This is a genomic window from Clostridium neonatale (genome assembly GCF_900465025.1).
GTDB lineage: Bacteria > Bacillota > Clostridia > Clostridiales > Clostridiaceae > Clostridium > Clostridium neonatale.
The window spans coordinates 1494758-1514364 of sequence record NZ_UICR01000002.1 but is presented as its reverse complement, the minus strand read 5'-3'; the positions used below and the strand labels follow the sequence as shown (position 1 = coordinate 1514364).

The following is a 19607-nucleotide window of genomic DNA, read 5'->3' as shown; positions in this document are numbered from 1 at the left end:
ATAAAAAAATAATAATGACTGCCTAAGGCTATAAATTTTTCTGTTTCTGATATAAACAGAAGAATTTATAGCTTTTTTTGTTTGTTCAGAAATATAATAGCAGTTTGGAGAGGAGACTTATAATGAATAAAATTGAAAATCCAATGAAAGTAAAGCCTATATTTCCACTACTAATTTCTATGTCTGTACCAACTATGATATCTATGCTAATTCAGTCTATGTATAATATTGTTGATAGTATATTTGTATCCCAAATAAGTGAAAATGCACTAACAGCTGTCTCACTTGTGTTTCCACTTCAGAATATAGTTTCAGCTGTAGCTATTGGTTTTGGAGTTGGAATAAATTCATGCATGGCTAGAAGCCTTGGGGCTATGAACAATGAAGATGTAAATAAAGCAGCAACACATGGAATGGTACTTACATTGATTCATGTATTGATTTTTGTTGTAGCAGGGTTATTTTTGGTAGATCCATTTTTAAGAATATTTACTAATGATGAAGAAATACTAAGATATGGCCACCAATATGCAACAGTTGTAATATGTTTTTCATTTGGATTATTATTTCAGCTTTCTATGGAAAAAATGTTTCAAGCAGTAGGCAATATGATAATTCCAATGATGATGCAGGCACTAGGATGCATTATAAATATAATTCTTTGTCCGATAATGATTTTCGGAAAATTTGGTTTTCCATCACTTGGAGTTTTAGGATCAGCTATTTCTACCATAACTGGGCAAATAACTGTATTTATAATATATATCTTTATATTTAGAAAGAAGAATTATGATATAAAAATGAACTTTAAAAATTTTAGATTTGATAAAAGTACTGTGAGAAAGCTTTATGCTGTAGGATTACCTTCATCCATCATGCTTTCAATGCCATCAATATTAATTAGCGTTTTAAATGGGATTCTTGCAAGCATATCAGATGTATCAGTTGCAGTACTTGGGATATATTATAAGCTTCAAACTTTCGTATATATGCCTACAAATGGACTAATACAAGGAATGCGCCCAATTATAAGCTATAATTATGGTGCGAAACAAAGGGATAGAGTACTAAATACTATAAAAATAAGTATTATGCTAACATCAATAATTATGATAATTGGTACATGTATATCAGTATTTTTCCCAGAAAAAGTTTTAATGATGTTCAATGCACATGATAATATGATGAGTATGGGGAGTACAGCTCTAAGAATTATTAGTATAGGATTTATTATTTCCTCAGGTAGTGTTATATTATCTGGAACTTTTGAAGCATTAGGTGATGGGAAATTATCTCTTATAATATCTTTAGTACGTCAATTTATAATTATTATTCCATTAGCGCTAATATTATCAAGAGTTTTAGGTGTAAATGGGGTGTGGGTTTCATTCCCTATTTCTGAGATAGCTGCATCAATAGTATCATTAATACTTTTTAGAAAATATGAAAAATTATTATAATATTTAGAACATGAATAGAAATTAGATTGATGTCAATAGCAACAAATTATTTTATTTCTATTGATCTAATATTAAATTAATCTTAAAGAAATATATAAGATGTGCCTTTTATACAATATCATGGTAATATATTCTTAAATAATAAATATTACCATGGTTATTTTTTTATTAGATCATATCTATCAATTTTTGAAAGGCGGTTTTTATATTGAAAAGAAAACAATTATTAAGTCTTATATTAGCAATGTGTATAACAATATCTACTTCTGTAGTCGCATTTGCATCAGAAAATGATGGAAGTAATCTCGAAAAAGCAATTGTTAGTGCAAAAAACATTATAACTATTCCAGAGGAATATTCAGATTTTTCTTATTATTATAATGAAAATACAGAAGAAAATGAGTCTAGTGGAGCTTATACTTTAGATTGGTCTAACAAAGATGGAGAAAGTATATCGATACAAGTTGATGATAATGGGAATATACTTGAATATCATAAATTTGATTCTAATAATGATTCAAGTGGACTAGCTAAGATATCAAAAGAAGACGCAAAAGCTATTGCGGAAAAATTCATGCAAAAGTCAGTAAAGTTTAAAGAAGGTTCAATAAAAATTATTGATGATAGATCAAATTTGTCTCAAAGTAGTGATTATGAGTTTAAATTTGGTCAATTTGTAAATAATATTCCAGTTTCATTTAATACTATTGATTTAAGTATAAATAAATATAATGGGGAAGTAACATCGCTTATAAGAAATAACAACGATGTTAAAGATTATATATTTTCATCTAAAGATTCAATAATAAATAAAGAAGCAGCTAAGAAAGCTTATTTAGAGAAAATAGGAATAGATTTAAAGTATTATTCTAGATATGATTATAAAAATAAAAAGTTGAATGTTTTTCCAGCTTACTCAATAAAACAAGATAAACTTCAAGGGATTGATGCCAAGACATCAGAAGTAGTAAATATTTATTCAGATAATATTTTAAATAGAGGCTTAAATAATTCATCTAAATTAATGACAGAAGATGCTGCAGTTTCAGATGGTAAGGAAAGTACTTTAACTAAAGAGGAAATCAATGAAATTCAAAAGACAGCACAATTAATATCTAAAGAAAACGCTGAGAAAGTTATTAAAGACAATTTTGATTCATTAAAAACCAATGATAAAGTAAACAACGCATCATTGGAAAAGAGTGATTACGTTGATAATAAATATATCTGGAATATTTCTTTTGAAAATGGAAATGGAAGCGTGGATGCTAAGACAGGAGAATTACTTTCCTTTTATTTTTATGATAACAATGAAGAAGTAAAAAATAACATCTCTTATTCAGAGGCTAAAAATAAATGTGATAGTTTTTTGAAGAAGGTAGCTGCTGAAAAGTATAAAAAAGTAAAATATATTCCAGAAGAAGAAAATGCTGAAGGTAATTATTATACATTTAAATATGTTCGTATGGTGAATGGATATGAATATACAAATAATTATCTATCTATATCAATAGATAAAACTACAGGAAAAATAATAAATTATGAAAATCAATGGTTTACAAATATAACTTTTCCAAGTCTTAATAATGTAATATCAAAAGATATAGTGTTTGATAAGATAAGTGATGATATTGGATTTGACCTTCAATATGAAAAAATTGATAAAGATAAAGTATCATTAATCTATAATTTTAGCAATTTACAAGAACAATATCTTTTAGATCCAACGACAGGAGTACGTATAGGTTATGATGGAAAGAAGTATAAAGAAAATAATCTGCCAACATATACAGATATAACAGGACATGCTTATGAAAATGTAATAAAAGAACTGTCGAATAATGGATATTATCTTGAAGGTGATAAATTCAATCCAGACAGTTATATTACTCAAGCAAACTTCTTTAAATATTTATATACACCAGATATGAGTTATTATGATGAAGATGAATTGTATGAGATGCTTATAGGAAATAAAATAATTAAATCTGAAGAAAAATCACCTGATCATATTTTGACTAATGGTGAAGTTGCAAAATACGTTGTAAGATACTTAAATTATGAGCCAATAGCTAAAAACTCACAGATATTTGTAAATCCTTTCAAAGATAATGTAAGTAATGATTACAAGGGATATGCAGCAATATGTTATGGATTAGATATTATAAAAGGTGATAGCAATGGAAACTTTAATGAAAAAGGTAATATGACTAATGGGCAAACAGCACAAGTTATTTATAATTTGTTAAAAATTGAAAAGTAATAATGGAGAAAGATCAATAACATATATTGATCTTTCTTTTTTAAAAAATTTTATCTGAACATATTGTAATGAACAATGAACACTGATAATATAAAGGTGTTCAAAAAATGAACCTAATTTAAAAGGATAAGTTAAAATTAAAATATAAGTTTTCTAGAAGGGAATGAAAGAGATGATAGAGTTAAAGAATGTATCAAAATCCTTTAAAAATAAAAAAGTACTAGAAAATATAAGTCTTGAAATACAAACTGGAGAATTTTTTGTTGTTATTGGTTCAAGTGGATGTGGGAAAACTACATTATTAAAAAGTATAAACAAATTACATAATATAGATAGTGGAGATATTATAATTAATGGGGAATCTGTTGCTAATTTAAATCCTTCTGATTTGCCAAAGAAAATTGGATATGTTGTTCAAGAAGGTGGTTTATTCCCGCATCTTACAATTGCAGATAATATTGCGCTTACATTAAATATAATTAATGAATCTGAGGGTAAAATATCCAAAAGAGTTGATGAAATGTTACAAATGGTAGATCTAGAGCCAGAGGTTTATGGCAACTTGTATCCATCTCAATTGAGTGGTGGACAAAGGCAAAGAGTTGGAGTTGCACGTGCATTTGCAGCAGATCCAGATATTATATTAATGGATGAACCTTTCTCAGCTTTAGATCCTGTAACAAGAAATGAACTTCAAGATGAAGTGTTTAAGTTACAGAAACGTTTCAATAAAACAATAATATTTGTTACACACGATATGGATGAAGCTATAAAGCTTGCTAATAGAATATGCATAATTCAAGAGGGAACTGTAATTCAATGTGATACACCTGAAAATATTTTAAAACATCCAGCTAACAGTTATGTTGAAGACTTTGTAGGAAAAAATAAATTATGGAGTAATCCAGAGTTTGTTAAAGCTGAAGATATAATGCTTAAAAAACCATATGAAATTTCAAAAGAAAGAACTGTGGTACAAGCTATTCAGATTATGGGTAACCATAATATTGAAAGTATTCTTGTAACAGAAGAAAGTAAATTACTTGGAGTTTTATATCTTGAGGATATAATTGATAAAGAAAACTACACAGGAGCAATTGAAGAATATATTTCGAAAGAATACCCATATGCATTTACAGATACAAATTTAAGAAAGATAATAACAACATTTGATTATAATATGTCTGGAATTATTCCTGTAATTGACCATTCAAATTATGTACAAGGTTATTTAACAAAAGGTGCTCTATTGGCATCACTAAGCAGACAATTTGCACCATATGGTTCTAGAGTAGAGGAGAGTGGTATAATTGCTTAATTTTATAAATCTTTTTATGGATAAGAAAAGTGAGCTTTTACAATTATTCATTCAACATTTGAATATGACAACAATAGCAGTTTTTATATCACTTCTTATAGGAGTGCCAGTTGCTATATTAATTACAAGAAACAAACTAGCATCACAAATTGTTATAGGAATCGCTAATGTAATGCAGTCTATTCCTTGTATAGCACTTTTAGCATTTGCTGTTCCTTTTGTAGGAATTGGAAGTAAACCAGCCATTTTAATGGTTATTGTATATGCACTATTGCCTATAATAAAGAATACATATACAGGTATAGTAAGCATAGATTCAAAAACTGTTGAAGTTGCAAAGGGGCTTGGATTAACTAAATGGCAGAGATTATTTAAGATAGAAATGCCAATTGCTATGCCATTTATTATGGCAGGTATTCGTATATCAGCAGTAGCAGCAGTTGGAACAATGACTATTGCAGCTTTTGCAGGGGCTGGTGGTCTTGGATGGTTTATAAACTTAGGATTAAATTCAAGAAATCCTGGACTTGTTTTATTAGGTGCTATACCTGCATCAATTCTTGCTTTAGCTATTGATTTCATACTTGCAAGATTAGAACATGCTATTACTTCAGAAGGATTACAACCAGCTGAAAAAATAAAGAACGTTTCTAAAAAAGCTAAATTAAGAGAAAGAGCAGTTGTATTTGCTTTATGTGCAGTGCTTATATTAGTTCCTGGATTCTCTAGTTTAAGTGCAACTTTTGCTAGCTCAAATGATGATAAAATAGTTATTGGCACAAGTAATTTTACTGAAGTTATTATTCTTGGATATATGTATACAGATTTAATTGAAAGCAATACAGACCTTAAAGTCGATCAAAAATTTAATTTAAATGGTGGAAGTTTCTGTTTTGATGCATTAAATAATGACAGTATTGATATGTTTGTTGAGTATACTGGTACAGCACTTTCAGATATGCTTCATGAACCAATAGAAAATGATCCAGATACAGTTTATAATAAGGTTAAAGATTTAATGATGGAAAGACATAACATACATGTATCTGAACCATTAGGATTTAACAATACTTATGTAATGAGTGTAAAGCCGGAGCTTGCCGAAAAATATAATTTAAAAACATTATCTGACCTTATGAAAGTTTCAGATCAGCTTAAACTTGGATGTACAGTTGAATTTGTACAAAGAGAAGACTGTCTTCCATTACTTGAAAAGACTTTTAATAGTAAGTTTAAAAGTGTAAGTGGATTGGATGCAGCAATTCGTTACGAAGCAATAGATTCTGGTGAAGTAGATGTTGTAGATGCATTCTCAACAGATGCACTTTTACCAAAGCTAGGTCTTGTACCATTAGAAGATGATGTTAAATTTTTCCCACCATATTATGCAGTAAATTTCGTAAGCCAAGAAGTATTAGATAAGCATCCAGAATTAGAATCAGTTTTAGCTAAGATGGATGGACTTCTTGATGAAGAAACAATGGCTACTTTAAATGGTAAAGTGGATATTGATGGTATGGATGCTAAAGATGTAGCGCATGACTTTCTTTTAGAAAAAGGATTACTCAAATAATAAGAAAAAGGCATAGTATAATTTGAATGAAAATTATACTATGCCTTTTAAAATAATTTATGGATTAAATTATGGAATTACTAGTATTTAAAAGTTCAGAATCAAAATTTTTATTCCAATTCTTCCTCCAAGATTTTACACATTCAACAACGATGACTACAAGCATTATCATTATTATGAATGATAATATAGTTAGTGTTGTTTTTCCATTTGGAATATAATTACCAAAGATATTTTCAATTGAGGCAGTCATTGTTGTTATAGCTATAAAGATCATAGGAAGTATTGTTATAGGTGTATATTTCTTTTTACCAATCTCTATAAGAACGGATGTACCAATAGCAAAAGCAATAGCAGCAAGTGTTTGGTTGGCTACCCCAAATAATGGCCATATTGTTGAGATATTTCCACTGTATAACAATGCACCCCAAGTAACTGACATTAAAGCACTAAAGAATATAAGATTAAACTTTGAGTCTTTATTTGCTAAAGGTTTATACATTTTTCCAAAAAGATCTTGTAATAAATATCTTCCTATTCTTGTACCTGAATCTATTGTTGTAAGGATAAACAAAGCTTCAAACATTATACAGAAATGATACCAGTAAGACATTATTGAAGATAATCCAGGAATATTGTGAAATACGTATGTCATACCAACAGCTAATGATACAGATCCACCAGGCCTTCCAGTTAATTGTTCGCCAACAAGTGTCTGAAGCATTGGTAAGTCTTTTGGAATTAGATTCAATTTATTAAATACTTCTGGTAAAGAGTTAATTGCAAAGTAATCAGAAGTTGGTAATGCAGTTGCTGCTATTAAAGCCATTAATGAGATAAAAGCTTCAAGAAGCATGGAACCATAACCTATTGGAAGAATATCTTTTTCATTTTTTATCAATTTAGGAGTAGTACCTGTGCTTATAAGTGAGTGGAAGCCAGATAATGCTCCACAGGCAATTGTAATAAATAAGAATGGAAATACCTTACCTGAAACTACAGGACCACCACCGTGTATATATTGTGTTAAAGCTGGCATTTGTAATTGAGGTCTTACTATTAATATACCTACAACTAAAATACCAATTACACCAAGTTTCATATAAGTACTTAGATAATCACGAGGTAATAGTAATAACCATACTGGTAATGCAGCAGCACAGAAGCCATATATAACTAAAATTACTGATAATTGCTTTGTATTAAGAGTTAAGAAATTTCCAAGTGCTGTGCCTTGAACTTGTGGCCCGAATATGACTGCTAGTAATATTAATACCATACCTATAATAGTTGCTTCACCTATTTTACCAGGTCTAATATATCTTAAATAAATACCTACAAATATTGCAATTGGAATAGTTGCACCTACTGTAAATGTACCCCAAGGACTATTATAAAGTGAGTTAACAACTGGTAAGCCAAGTCCTGCCATAGTAATAATAAGAATAAAAATAACAGAAATAGAAGTTATAAAACCAATTTTTTTACCAAGAGTGTGTTTTGCAATTTCAGCTATAGATTCACCATTAAATCTAACTGATGCGAATAGCATTATCATGTCATGAACTGCACCTGCTGCAACTGAACCAATTAAGATCCATAATGTACCAGGAAGATAGCCGAATTGAGCTGCCAATACAGGACCTATAAGAGGGCCTGCACCAGCTATAGCTGCAAAGTGGTGACCAAGTAGGACCCATTTGTTAGTAGGAACATAGTCCTTACCATCTTCAAATACTTCTGAAGGAACTTTTCTTGTTTCATCTAATGCAAGTACTTTTGCAGCAATGAAACAGCCATAGAGTCTGTATCCAAGTATAAGTACTAAAGCTCCTACTATTACTAAAACAATCGAATTCATATTAACATCCCCTTTTTAGTATGTAAATGTTTACTGTATCTATAATTTATCAGTACAAGCAATAAAAAAACATATTTTACAGGTGAAATACAATATTTTTAGGGTAAACATACAAAAAAATCAGGTGACTAACACTGACTTTTATAAGAGAAATTTATAATTTAAGAAAGCTTTTTAAAGGAGTATAATCAAATAGAAGAATATTAGGAAAGTTATGGATGGTGATAGTATGTTAATGCTGGATATGTTAGAAAGAATGTCACTTATAACAATATTTACATATATAATATTCCAAACTGATATTATTAAACATCTTGTTAAGGATGAGTATGATAAAAAGGATAAAATAATAATGATTGTTTTATTTACGATTTTATCTATTACAGGAACGTACTTTGGTATATATATAACAGATAACTCTCTAGCTAATAGCAGGCCAATAGGTACCATTGTAGCTGGATATTTAGGTGGCCCTGTTGTTGGGGTAACAGTTGGAATAATAAGTGGACTACATAGATATACATTAGGTGGATTTACAGCACTTGCATGTTCTATCTCAACAGTGGTTGAAGGAGCTATTGGGGCAGGCTTTAGAAGAATATTTAAAGATAAGGGGTTAAGCCCTATTATAGCAGGATTATCAGCAGTTGTTTCTGAAATAACACAAATGATTATTATTTTGATTTTTTCAGGTGATTTAGAAACAGCAATACTCCTTGAAGAGAAAATAGCGGCATCAATGATTATTATCAATTCAGTTGGAGTGTTTTTAATAGTAATGGTAGTTGACAGATCAAAAAAATTAGTTGATGGACAAGTAAAGCTTGTTAAATTGAAAGAGGAAAACAAAATTGCTGAATTGAAAGCTTTGAAAGCACAGATAGAACCGCACTTTTTATTTAACTCACTTAATGTTATAGGTGCATATTGTAGAACTGATGGTGAGAAGGCGAGAAATCTTATACTTAACCTATCTGATTATTTTAGAGGAACATTAGAAATAGAAGGAGATTTCTCAACTCTTCAAAAAGAATTGTCATTGGTCAAAGCATATGTGTCAATAGAGGAGGCTAGATTTTCAAATAGATTGAAGGTCGAATTTTTTATAGATAATACTTTATTAGATATAAAATTTCCTATACTTATAATTCAACCAATTGTAGAAAACGCAATAAAGCATGGAATATTAAAAAAGATAGAGGGGGGAACAGTGAAAGTTATAGTTAGTAATAAAGAAAATGATGTATATGTTGAAATATGTGATGATGGAATTGGATTCGAAAATGCAAATAATTCAGTATCGACAGGATTAGGATTAAAAAATGTAAGAAACAGATTAAAGTTACTGTATGGAGAAAAGTATGATATTAATATAATTAGTTCAAATAAAGGAAGCAGTGTGAGCTTTTATATTCCTAAAAACATTTAATTATAACCATATATTTATTTTTATATGCATGGGGGAAGCAGTATGAAAGTAATTGATAAATTCAAAATAGTAATAGTAGAAGATGAAACCATATCAAATGATGAACTTAAATACATAGTATCTAAAGATGAGAGATTTAATGTAGTAGCACAGGCATATGATGGAGTAAACGCATTAAAAATAATAGAAGATGAAGAGCCTGAAATTGTATTTATTGATATTAATATACCAGGAAAAGATGGATTAGAATTAGCTGAAGAAATAAAAAAGATGTTACCAGATACTATTTTAATTTTTTCAACAGCATACGATAAGTATGCAATCAAAGCATTTGAGCTTAAGGTTTATGATTATATTTTAAAACCATATGATGAAAATAGAATAAAAGATTCTTTAAACTGTGCAGCATCTACTCTTTGCGATAGGATTAATAATAATGATATTAATAAGATAGATATAAAAAATATAAAGAGTATTGTAAATAAGATTCCATGTGAAAATAACGGGAGAATAATTTTGATAGATATAGATAAAATTTATTTTTGTTATTCAGAGGATGAAAAAAATTATGTAAAAACAGATAAAGATACATATTATACTTCAAAGACATTATATGAATTATTAGAGAAAACACAATTTTTTAGATGTCATAGAAGCTATATAGTTAATCTTAATAGAATAAAAGAAGTATATTCGTGGTTTAATGGGACTTATAAATTAATAATTGATGATAAAGAAAATACTGAAGTGCCTGTGAGCAGATTACATGTAAAAGAAATCAAGCAAATTTTGGGGATTTAAAATAGTTAAATTTATTAGGATATAATAAGATTCAAAGGTGTGAATTTTTATTATATCCTTTATTTAGTTTAAACTAATATTTGGGTTATAATTTTGAAATTTAAGTATATGAAGACGTAAACAGAAATTTTATTTTAGAATTTTGATAGATATCATATAAATGGTTACGAAGTATAAGTTGTAAGGGATAATTAATTATGCAAGCTTGCTTAGAAAGAGGTTAAAAATGAAGATTAATGAGGAAAATTTTATTATTCAGCTACGAAGAAAAAATGAAAAAGCATTAGATTATGTTATAGATAATTACGGATGGATTATTAAATCTATTGTAAAAAAACATCTTTATAATTTACAAAGTGTTCAAGATGAATGTATTAATGATGTACTCATGGGGATATGGAATAACATTGATACATTTGATGAAAACAAAAGTGATTTTAAAAACTGGGTAGCTGGAATAGCTAAATTTAAATCTATAGATTATAAAAGAAAATATTTGAAAGGGTTAGAGTATGAAAATATAGATGATTTAAATATATCTGTATCAGATTCAACATATGAAATCTTAAAAAATGAATTAAGCTTAGAAGTAGAAGAAATGTTGAATTGCTTAAATAGAAAGGATAGAGATTTATTTTATAAATTATATGTTGAAGAAGTAGAAGTAAATAAAATCAGTGAAGAAACAGGAATGAAAAGAGATGCTATTTATAACAGAGTGTCTAGAGCTAAAAAGAAAATAAGGGATATTTTCAAAGTAAAAGAAAGCAGAGGATATTAGGATATGGAAAGAGATATATATAAGATGCTTAATGAAGCTGATATAAATATAGAAGATTATAAGAAAGAAGATTTTGATGAGTTAGAAAAGAAAAGATTAAAAAACAAGGTCAGAAAGTCTATAAATAAGAAAAGATTAAATAAAGGAAGTATAGCAGCTGCTGTAGCAGTAGCATGTGTAGTAAGTGTAGGGTTATTTGGAACTGATGCAGGAGCACAAGTTTTAGCAAAGGTAAGTGAAAGTATTGCAAGTTCAATTGGAGTAGAGAAAAATCTTGACAGTTATAATACAGTTGTAAATAAGTGTATAACTGACAATGGAATAACAATTCAGCTTAATGAAGTTATACTAGATGAATCACAAAAGCAATTAATAATATCAGATACTATAAGTTCACAAAAAGCCTTAAAAGAATATGAATCATATGATGCTGATAAAACAGTTTACATTAATAATAAGAAGGTAAAATTTGAAGGTGCAATTGGATCAAGTGGAAATCTGGATGATTATTCATCACAATCAGTAATTGAATATGATTTGACTGCATTGAAAGATGTTGATTTGACGGGAGAGCTTGATATTAAAATAGTATATTCAAAAGTTACAGTAAATTATGAAAATCCTCAAAGAGGAAAATGGGTATTTGAATTTAAGGCTAATGGAGATGCACTAAAAATAGATACAAAAGAAATAAAATTAAATAATTCATTTACGCTAGAAAATGGAGAAAAAATAATATTAGAAAAATATACATCAAATGCATTAGGACACAATATTATGTGTAAAGTTGAAAACTCTAACAAAAATGAAAGCTATGATGTTATGTTAAAAGGAACTGATGATTTAGGAAATAATGTGGAATTTTGTTTAACAAGAGGTTCAAAGGATTCTATGATACTTAGATATAACAATATTGATAGAAACTTAGATGAAAATGCTAAAGAATTAACTTTAACACCATATGCAGTAAAGTTTCCAGAAGAGAGTGGGCAGTTGAGCCATGATTTTAAAAAGGTTGGGGAAGAATTTAAAATTTCTTTAATGGATTAATGTCAAAGAATTTAGAAATATAAGAATACAGGAATACATATTTTGATATATATGCATTCCTGTATTTGTTGTATTTAAGGGGAAGGCTTAAAAATTTATAATCTTTAAAAGCCTATTGATTATAATATTTAAGTATTGGAGATTATTTAAATCAATAAAAATTAACGTTTCAATTATATTATTTTTTAAATAAAAAGTGTAAATACACATTAAAATAATATAAATTGTGTTATATTTTTGATATTATTAAAATAGCAGATTCTTATATAGAGAGGTGATAGATTTGAAAAATACATTTTATTATGAAACACTGATTGGAAAAATAACAATTTCTGATAATGGGACTCATATAACAAACTTGAATTTTGGAGAAGTTCATTTAGAAGATTCAAATATAGTAGAAACAAAATTAATCAAAGAGGCTTATAATCAGTTGAACGAATATTTTAATAAAGAAAGAGAACAATTTGAGCTGCCTTTATCACCACAGGGCACAGAATTTCAGCTTAAGGTTTGGAGTGCATTAAGAGAAATACCATATGGTGAAACTTGTAGCTATAAAGACATAGCAATAAAGGTTGGAAATGAGAAGGCATCTAGGGCAGTTGGAATGGCTAATAATAGAAATCCAATAGCTATATTTGTACCATGTCACAGGGTTATTGGAGCAAATGGAAAACTAGTTGGCTATGCTGGTGGATTAGATATAAAAGAAAAATTATTAGAAATGGAAAAATATAATGGCTAAAATTAAGTTTTTTGATTATGGAAAACTAGAAATGGATCATTTAATTTTTCACGATGTATAGATTGATATTTTATATTATAGGGCAAATATAAAATAAAGGACGTGTTATAAAGTGATTGAAGTATTAACAAAAGCTACTGTCTTTATAGCAATTATTGTTATGGGATATTTATTAAAAAGAAAGGGATTTTTTAAAGCAAGTGATTTCAGAATTATATCAAAGATTGTATTAAATATAACATTGCCTTGTGCAGTTATAAGTAATTTTAATAATCTAAAAATTGATATGTCACTGCTATTTTTGATTTTTATTGGGATTATATGTAATCTTGTTACTGTAGGTGCAGGATATCTTGTTGCATTGAAAAAGAGTGATGATGAAAAAGCATTTAATATGATAAACTTTTCTGGATATAATATAGGATGTTTTGCCATGCCATATGTTCAAAACTTTTTGGGACCAATTGGGGTTGTAGCTACTTGCTTATTTGATGCAGGAAATTCACTTCTCTGTACAGGTGGAACATATAGTATAGCCAGTGCTGTTGCCAAAACTGATGGAAAGACAACTTTAAGCAGTTTTATTAAGAAGGTATTTTCGTCAATACCATTAAATACATATATAATTATGTTAATAGTGTCATATTTTAATTTCCAAATTCCAAAACCAATTATAATGTTTACTGATACAGTTGGAGCTGGAAATGGATTTTTAGCCATGCTTATGGTTGGAGTCGGATTAGAATTAAATCTAAAAAGAAGTCAGATAGGGAAAATTGTACAAACCCTTTCTATAAGGTATGGAATATCAATTATAATGGCATTTATATTTTTTATATTCTTGCCGTTTTCATTAGAAGTGCGTCAGGTATTAGCCATAATTGTATTTGCACCTGTTTCTGCAGTATCAATCGCTTTTACTGAAAAATGTAATGGAGATGTCGGACTAGCTAGTGCAATAAATTCATCTTCAATAATTTTTAGTATTATAGTGATGACATCAATGTTACTAATAATGAATGTTTAGGAATTTAAAATATTAATAAAGATTAAAAATAAGAGTTGTAAAGAAGAATTTAAGACAAGAAGAAAATTAAATTTTAAATGAATATTTAGATTTAAAGAAAAATGTTATAATGTGAATACAAAAAATTTTATTCGGTGGGAGGTGAATTATAAAAAATATGAAAAAATTATTGTTATCAGGGGAAATGGATGTAAACTGCTATTTTATTGAAAATCAAGGGAAATGCTATATTATTGATCCAGGATATGAAAAAGAAAAAGTTATTAAATATGTTAAGGATAACAATTGGGAAGTAATGGGGATTCTTTTAACACATGGACACAGGGATCATATAGGAGCAATAGATGCTTTTAAAGTGCCTGTATATATACATGAGAAAGAGTATGGTGTTTTAGAAGAAAATTATAAAAATGTTTTTAAAGAAAAAACATATGATTTAAAAGATATTAATATTGTAAAAATTAATGAATCAAAAATTTTTCCTATTGGAGACAAAAATATACAAGTAATATATACTCCAGGTCACACTATAGGGGGAGTATGCTATAAATTTGGCCATGATTTATATACAGGTGATACTTTATTTAAGGGAAGAGTTGGAAAATGGATTTTTCCAACCGGAGATTTAAACTTATTAAAAAAATCAATAATTAATTTAATTGAAAATCAAAATGAAAATATTAGGATTCACCCAGGCCATTATGAAAGCAGTACAATAGGTGAAGAAAAAAGAAATAATAGTTTTTATAATGAATGGAAAAGTATAAGAAAAAGTTAGGAGTTTGAAGAATATGTCAGTAAAAATGTTACACACTTGTATTAGAGTAAAGGATTTAGAAAAATCATTGGAATTTTATAAGGATGCATTGGGCTTGATAGAAACAAGAAGAATTGATTATCCAGAATACAAATTTTCTCTTGTTTATTTGTCAAATGAAGAAGGTGGATATGAAATTGAATTAACTTATAATTATGATCAAGAAGTGCCATATGAACTTGGAAATGGATTTAGTCATACTGCAATTGGTGTTCTGGATATAGAAAAAGAAAGAGAAAAACATATTGCTTTAGGATATGAAGTTACAGATTTGAAGGGCCTTCCAGGAAGGCCAGCTGATTATTACTTTGTTACTGATCCCGATGGATATAAGGTAGAAGTTATAAGAACTAAATAAATCACAAACAATATGATTTAATCAAATAACAAAATGTACACTAACAATGGAAAAGCTACGAGGTTGCGAGCTTGACCATTGTTTTTTTATTTTCTTTGATTAAATTGTTTTTTTTGAAATACATAATTATGAAATATTACCATTAAATTGTATAAGATAATGATAAAATTATGGTGATTAATATAAGCGATTTGGTAATTATATCAAGGATTGTATTAAATATAATATTGCCTTGTGCAGTTATAAGTAATTTTAATAATTTTAAAATTTATATGTCACTGCTATTTTTGATTCTTATTGGGATTATATGTGATTTTGTCGTGGTAAGTGCAGGATATCTTGCTGCATTGAAAAAGAGTGATGATGAAAACGCATTTAATATGATAAACTTTTATGGATATTATGTAGAAAAAATTTAAACGATAATATATTATAATAATGTACGTACAAGATAAAAACAAGATGTATTAGAATAAGTTACTTTGTAATTTATATTAAGGTCAACATTATACAAATTTTTTCATGCAGCGTTATTAAAGAAAATGTGAATATATTTTTATAAATTTTGTTTGTAACTATATGTTTATAAACAAAGCATTACATAGAAAATTTTTGATAACGTAAACATAAAGTGCAGCTAGATTTTAATTTGTAAGTATATTTTTTTAGGTTAGTATAATTGAATTTCAGTTTATAAAGGGGGAATATATTTATGAAAATGAGAATGAAAATATTAGTGTTATTTCTAAGCAGTACATTATTTATATTAGTTTTACAGGCACTGATTTTTGAACGTAAATCGTCACAAATTATTTATGAACAATCTAAAGCTGCAACTGTTGATAAATTAAAGGGTATGCAAAGTGAAGTGTATACTTATATAAAATCTGTAGAACGTAATTTGATAAAAATTTATAATGAACAGGACTTTTTATATGATTTAGAAAGCGATAAGTCAACAGAATATCTTAGAAAAAAATACAAAGACAAAGCAACTAGATTCAATTGTGAAAAAATGCCGCTATCAACTAATGTAATGGCTATATACATATATGATGGAAACTCTAATTTAATTAGTAGCTATAGAAGGTTAAATACACCCCGTAATAATTATCCTAAAAATATTTATGAGGATGAGGGAAAATATAATTCTCAAGTACTTAAAGAATACTTATTGCAAGATAGTAGAGAGATGCTTATATCAAGTTATTATAATGAAAGTAAAAAAGAGAGTATAGTTAGATTTGCAATCAAAATATATGATAGCAGTAATAAAAAGAAAGTAATTGGATCTTTGGTTTGTGATATAACAAATAAGGATATTACATCTATTGTTAAAAAATACTGTAGCGAAAATGATATGTTCATGTGGATTCAACCTTTAGGAGATAGACCAATTATATCTATTGGAAATTTAGAAGAAAAAAGTGAAAACTATTATTATGATAACATTGAGAAAATAAACGAAGGTTCAATAGACAATGTTAATGTTTCAGTTAGAGGAAATAAAGTTATCTTTAGAGTATCTCAAGAAGAATATAATCTAGATGCATATTCAATTATTTCTCAATCATATCTTGAAGAAAATCAAAGAGTATTGACCAATTATTTAATTATTATTGTTATTTGTATGAGTATAGTAATAATAATTTTATCAATATTAGTATCTAGGGGGATAACTAAACCTTTAGAACAGCTAACGATAGCTATCAATAAGATAAAAAAAGGACATATAGATGAAAGAGCAGAGTATAACAAAAATGATGAAATTGGTATCTTATCTGAAAATTTTAATGAGATGCTTGATCAAATTGAAGAGCTTATAAGCAGTGAATATGAAGCAAAGTTATCACTTAACAAAGCTGAATATGCTGCACTTCAAGCACAGATTAATCCTCATTTTTTATATAATACATTAGATACAATGGGGAGTATTGCCAGTATACAGAATTGTGATAATGTAAGCAATATGTGTCATTCGCTTTCTAATATATTTAGATATAGTTTAGATATAAAAAATCCCTATTCTACCATTTCAAAAGAAATACTTCATTTAAAGAATTATATATTTCTTATGAATGTCAGAATGAATGGGGAAGTAGAATACTATTTTGATATTGATGATAGAGTGTTAGATTATTCTTTACCTAAAATATCTATCCAACCACTAGTCGAGAATGCGTTGAAGCACGGGCTTAAGAATAAACGTGGTGAGAAAAAAATTTATATAAGAGCACATGAATCTAATGACGTATTACAAATTATTGTTGAAGACAATGGAGTAGGTATGGATTCTGTCATGATGAACAAAAAACTAAAGGATTCAAAGAAAGATATTTTTAATGATAGTTCATCTATAGGATTAATAAATATAAATTCCAGAATGAAAATATTGTATGGGGATAGATTTGGGTTGTTTATTGAAAGTAATAGAGGTAAAGGAAGCAGAATTATATTAACAACACCTAAAACTAAAATGAGGAGAGATAATGATGGACAAGATAATGTATAAGGTATTAATTGCAGATGATGAATTTTGGATAAGAGAAAAAATAAAAAATATGATTGAATGGAGTAATTATTCGTTAGAATTATTAGAGCCAGCAAAAGATGGTGAAGATGTTTTAAATAAAATAGAAGAATATAGACCAGATATATTAATTACAGATATTAATATGCCTTTTATAAATGGAGTTGAATTAGTTAGATTAATAAAAGAAAAATATCCAGATATAATAATATTTATAATATCAGGGTACAGTAATTTTAGTTATGTTAAAGATACATTAGTTGCAGGCGCTATTAATTATCTGCTAAAACCAATAACAAAGGTAGATTTAGTATCTACACTTTCAAAAGCTCTTGAGATTCTTGGAAATAGAAAGATGCAGGAGATAAAACAGGAAGAAGAAAGATTAAGTAGCTTAAAAGCATCTTCATTAATTCAAGATAGAGAGCTTAGTTTCATATTAGAAAGAGAAGACAATCAAATAGGAACAGTTATGAATATAGATGATAATACTCATTTTGCTAAATATAGCATAGTGGTTTTTGTAATTCATAATTTAGACAATCTAATACAGTACTATCATTATGATATGAATATGTTATCTTATAATGTTAAAAAGAAAATTAAGGATATTATTGGACGTGATGATGTGATTATATTTAATTATATACATTATTCTAATCAATTTATAGTGATAACAGATGTAAACCATAAGGAATTAGTTGGCTTTGCAAATAAAATAGTAGCATATTTCAAATCTATAATTAAGTCACCATTGAGTTTACTTATTACTGAACCTTCATATTCAATTGATAATTTAAATAGTGCATATAACAATATAATTTCTAAACTTATGACACGCAAATATAATAAAAAAAGTGAAATATTAATGATTAGTAAGGAGGCAGATATAAAGATAAAAGTAACTAATCATATAACTGAAGAAGATGAAAAAAATATAAAAAAATTACTTCGTATTAACAATAAAAGCTTATTAGAAAAAATAATATTAGAAAAAATAGGTCTAGCATCTTGCGATGAAAATAGCTGGACGTATTTAGAAGTTAATCAGACTATTAAGAAAATTTGTGATATAATAATGGAATTTATAAGTGAGGATTTAAAAGATAAGAATACAGAAGATATTCAAAGAAATATTGCAAAATTGAATAAGAGCATAGATTATTTGGATGAGAAAAGGCTAATTGAAATATTAGAAATTATACTTGAAGATATTGTTAATTTAAATAATGTTGTTTCAGCTGATTCAATAGTTGGATCTGTGCACAAGGCTATAAAATACATAGATGATAATTATTCAGAAGAATTATCTTTAAATACAATTGCAGATAAATATAATGTTGAGCATTCTTATTTTTCTAAAGTATTTAGGCAGGAAACTGGTGTTAATTTAATGTCATACATTGCAAAGAAACGTATGGATAAAGCTAAGGAACATATGAAAAATCCTAATATAAAATTGACGGATATAGCATTTATGGTAGGATATGATGACTATGCATATTTTAACAGAGTCTTTCGTAAAATTGAAGGAATTAGTCCAAGAGATTATAGAAATAACCCCAACACTTAGATAACGTTTTCAAAAAAG

The 19607-nt window shown here is 27.7% G+C and carries 16 protein-coding genes; 15 read left to right on the top strand and 1 reads right to left on the bottom strand.

All coding sequences use genetic code 11. The features are described from left to right. Positions 1–122: 122 nt before the first annotated feature. The 4 genes from CNEONATNEC86_RS18375 to CNEONATNEC86_RS18360 all read left to right on the top strand — a co-directional run bounded on the left by CNEONATNEC86_RS18375 (position 123) and on the right by CNEONATNEC86_RS18360 (position 6614). Positions 123–1460, top strand: coding sequence for an MATE family efflux transporter (locus tag CNEONATNEC86_RS18375; RefSeq protein WP_159136557.1), 1338 nt, complete (start codon positions 123–125; stop codon positions 1458–1460). 208 nt (positions 1461–1668) lie between these two features. After that, positions 1669–3723 (top strand): YcdB/YcdC domain-containing protein, encoded by a 2055-nt coding sequence (locus tag CNEONATNEC86_RS18370; protein ID WP_159136556.1) that lies wholly within the window; start codon positions 1669–1671, stop codon positions 3721–3723. A gap of 172 nt (positions 3724–3895) precedes the next feature. Beyond that, positions 3896–5041, top strand: a complete 1146-nt coding sequence (locus CNEONATNEC86_RS18365; protein WP_159116945.1) for an ABC transporter ATP-binding protein — start codon at positions 3896–3898, stop codon at positions 5039–5041. Then, positions 5034–6614 carry an ABC transporter permease/substrate-binding protein gene (locus CNEONATNEC86_RS18360; protein ID WP_230132371.1) on the top strand — a complete coding sequence of 527 codons (1581 nt, stop codon included), beginning with the start codon at positions 5034–5036 and terminating at the stop codon, positions 6612–6614. The genes CNEONATNEC86_RS18365 and CNEONATNEC86_RS18360 overlap by 8 nt, the downstream gene beginning before the upstream one ends. 64 nt (positions 6615–6678) lie before the next feature. Here the strand turns inward: CNEONATNEC86_RS18360 and CNEONATNEC86_RS18355 are convergent, their stop codons facing one another. Further along, positions 6679–8475, bottom strand: a complete 1797-nt coding sequence (locus tag CNEONATNEC86_RS18355) for a carbon starvation CstA family protein (protein ID WP_097919251.1) — start codon at positions 8473–8475, stop codon at positions 6679–6681. Between the two features lie 229 nt (positions 8476–8704). Here CNEONATNEC86_RS18355 and CNEONATNEC86_RS18350 point away from each other — a divergent pair, with 229 nt between their 5' ends. The 11 genes from CNEONATNEC86_RS18350 (at position 8705) to CNEONATNEC86_RS18300 (ending at position 19589) form a co-directional block, all read left to right on the top strand. Further along, complete coding sequence (locus CNEONATNEC86_RS18350; RefSeq protein ID WP_058296965.1) at positions 8705–9904, top strand: LytS/YhcK type 5TM receptor domain-containing protein; 1200 nt, start codon at positions 8705–8707, stop codon at positions 9902–9904. 42 nt (positions 9905–9946) lie between these two features. Further along, positions 9947–10705, top strand: coding sequence for a LytR/AlgR family response regulator transcription factor (locus CNEONATNEC86_RS18345; RefSeq protein WP_159136555.1), 759 nt, complete (start codon positions 9947–9949; stop codon positions 10703–10705). Between the two features lie 226 nt (positions 10706–10931). Further along, positions 10932–11486, top strand: a complete 555-nt coding sequence (locus CNEONATNEC86_RS18340) for a sigma-70 family RNA polymerase sigma factor (protein ID WP_058296595.1) — start codon at positions 10932–10934, stop codon at positions 11484–11486. Positions 11487–11489: 3 nt separating this feature from the next. After that, complete coding sequence (locus CNEONATNEC86_RS18335) at positions 11490–12536, top strand: DUF4179 domain-containing protein (protein ID WP_159136554.1); 1047 nt, start codon at positions 11490–11492, stop codon at positions 12534–12536. A gap of 283 nt (positions 12537–12819) precedes the next feature. Continuing rightward, positions 12820–13284, top strand: coding sequence for a methylated-DNA--[protein]-cysteine S-methyltransferase (locus tag CNEONATNEC86_RS18330; protein WP_058296593.1), 465 nt, complete (start codon positions 12820–12822; stop codon positions 13282–13284). Between the two features lie 112 nt (positions 13285–13396). Continuing rightward, a complete protein-coding gene (locus tag CNEONATNEC86_RS18325) occupies positions 13397–14311 on the top strand; it encodes an AEC family transporter (protein ID WP_058296592.1) in 915 nt (304 codons plus the stop codon). Between the two features lie 157 nt (positions 14312–14468). Then, entirely contained in the window at positions 14469–15089 is a 621-nt protein-coding gene (locus CNEONATNEC86_RS18320) for an MBL fold metallo-hydrolase (RefSeq protein ID WP_159116880.1), read from the top strand. A 13-nt stretch (positions 15090–15102) separates the two neighbouring features. Then, entirely contained in the window at positions 15103–15486 is a 384-nt protein-coding gene (gloA, locus tag CNEONATNEC86_RS18315; RefSeq protein ID WP_058296590.1) for a lactoylglutathione lyase, read from the top strand. Between the two features lie 170 nt (positions 15487–15656). Continuing rightward, entirely contained in the window at positions 15657–15905 is a 249-nt protein-coding gene (locus tag CNEONATNEC86_RS18310; RefSeq protein WP_159136553.1) for a hypothetical protein, read from the top strand. Between the two features lie 293 nt (positions 15906–16198). Then, positions 16199–17998: a sensor histidine kinase gene (locus CNEONATNEC86_RS18305; RefSeq protein ID WP_159116879.1), complete on the top strand. Its 1800-nt coding sequence runs from the start codon at positions 16199–16201 to the stop codon at positions 17996–17998. Then, a complete protein-coding gene (locus tag CNEONATNEC86_RS18300) occupies positions 17979–19589 on the top strand; it encodes a response regulator transcription factor (RefSeq protein ID WP_159136552.1) in 1611 nt (536 codons plus the stop codon). The genes CNEONATNEC86_RS18305 and CNEONATNEC86_RS18300 overlap by 20 nt, the downstream gene beginning before the upstream one ends. Positions 19590–19607 lie beyond the last annotated feature (18 nt).

What these genes read in the sequence shown, in the direction of transcription:
- CNEONATNEC86_RS18375 (WP_159136557.1), top strand. Translation starts at nt 123, where the DNA reads ATGAATAAAATTGAAAATCCAATGAAAGTAAAGCCTATATTTCCACTA.
- CNEONATNEC86_RS18365 (WP_159116945.1), top strand. Translation starts at nt 3,896, where the DNA reads ATGATAGAGTTAAAGAATGTATCAAAATCCTTTAAAAATAAAAAAGTA.
- CNEONATNEC86_RS18355 (WP_097919251.1), bottom strand. Translation starts at nt 8,475, where the DNA reads ATGAATTCGATTGTTTTAGTAATAGTAGGAGCTTTAGTACTTATACTT.
- CNEONATNEC86_RS18350 (WP_058296965.1), top strand. Translation starts at nt 8,705, where the DNA reads ATGTTAATGCTGGATATGTTAGAAAGAATGTCACTTATAACAATATTT.
- CNEONATNEC86_RS18345 (WP_159136555.1), top strand. Translation starts at nt 9,947, where the DNA reads ATGAAAGTAATTGATAAATTCAAAATAGTAATAGTAGAAGATGAAACC.
- CNEONATNEC86_RS18340 (WP_058296595.1), top strand. Translation starts at nt 10,932, where the DNA reads ATGAAGATTAATGAGGAAAATTTTATTATTCAGCTACGAAGAAAAAAT.
- CNEONATNEC86_RS18335 (WP_159136554.1), top strand. Translation starts at nt 11,490, where the DNA reads ATGGAAAGAGATATATATAAGATGCTTAATGAAGCTGATATAAATATA.
- CNEONATNEC86_RS18320 (WP_159116880.1), top strand. Translation starts at nt 14,469, where the DNA reads ATGAAAAAATTATTGTTATCAGGGGAAATGGATGTAAACTGCTATTTT.
- gloA (WP_058296590.1), top strand. Translation starts at nt 15,103, where the DNA reads ATGTCAGTAAAAATGTTACACACTTGTATTAGAGTAAAGGATTTAGAA.
- CNEONATNEC86_RS18310 (WP_159136553.1), top strand. Translation starts at nt 15,657, where the DNA reads ATGGTGATTAATATAAGCGATTTGGTAATTATATCAAGGATTGTATTA.
- CNEONATNEC86_RS18305 (WP_159116879.1), top strand. Translation starts at nt 16,199, where the DNA reads ATGAAAATGAGAATGAAAATATTAGTGTTATTTCTAAGCAGTACATTA.
- CNEONATNEC86_RS18300 (WP_159136552.1), top strand. Translation starts at nt 17,979, where the DNA reads ATGGACAAGATAATGTATAAGGTATTAATTGCAGATGATGAATTTTGG.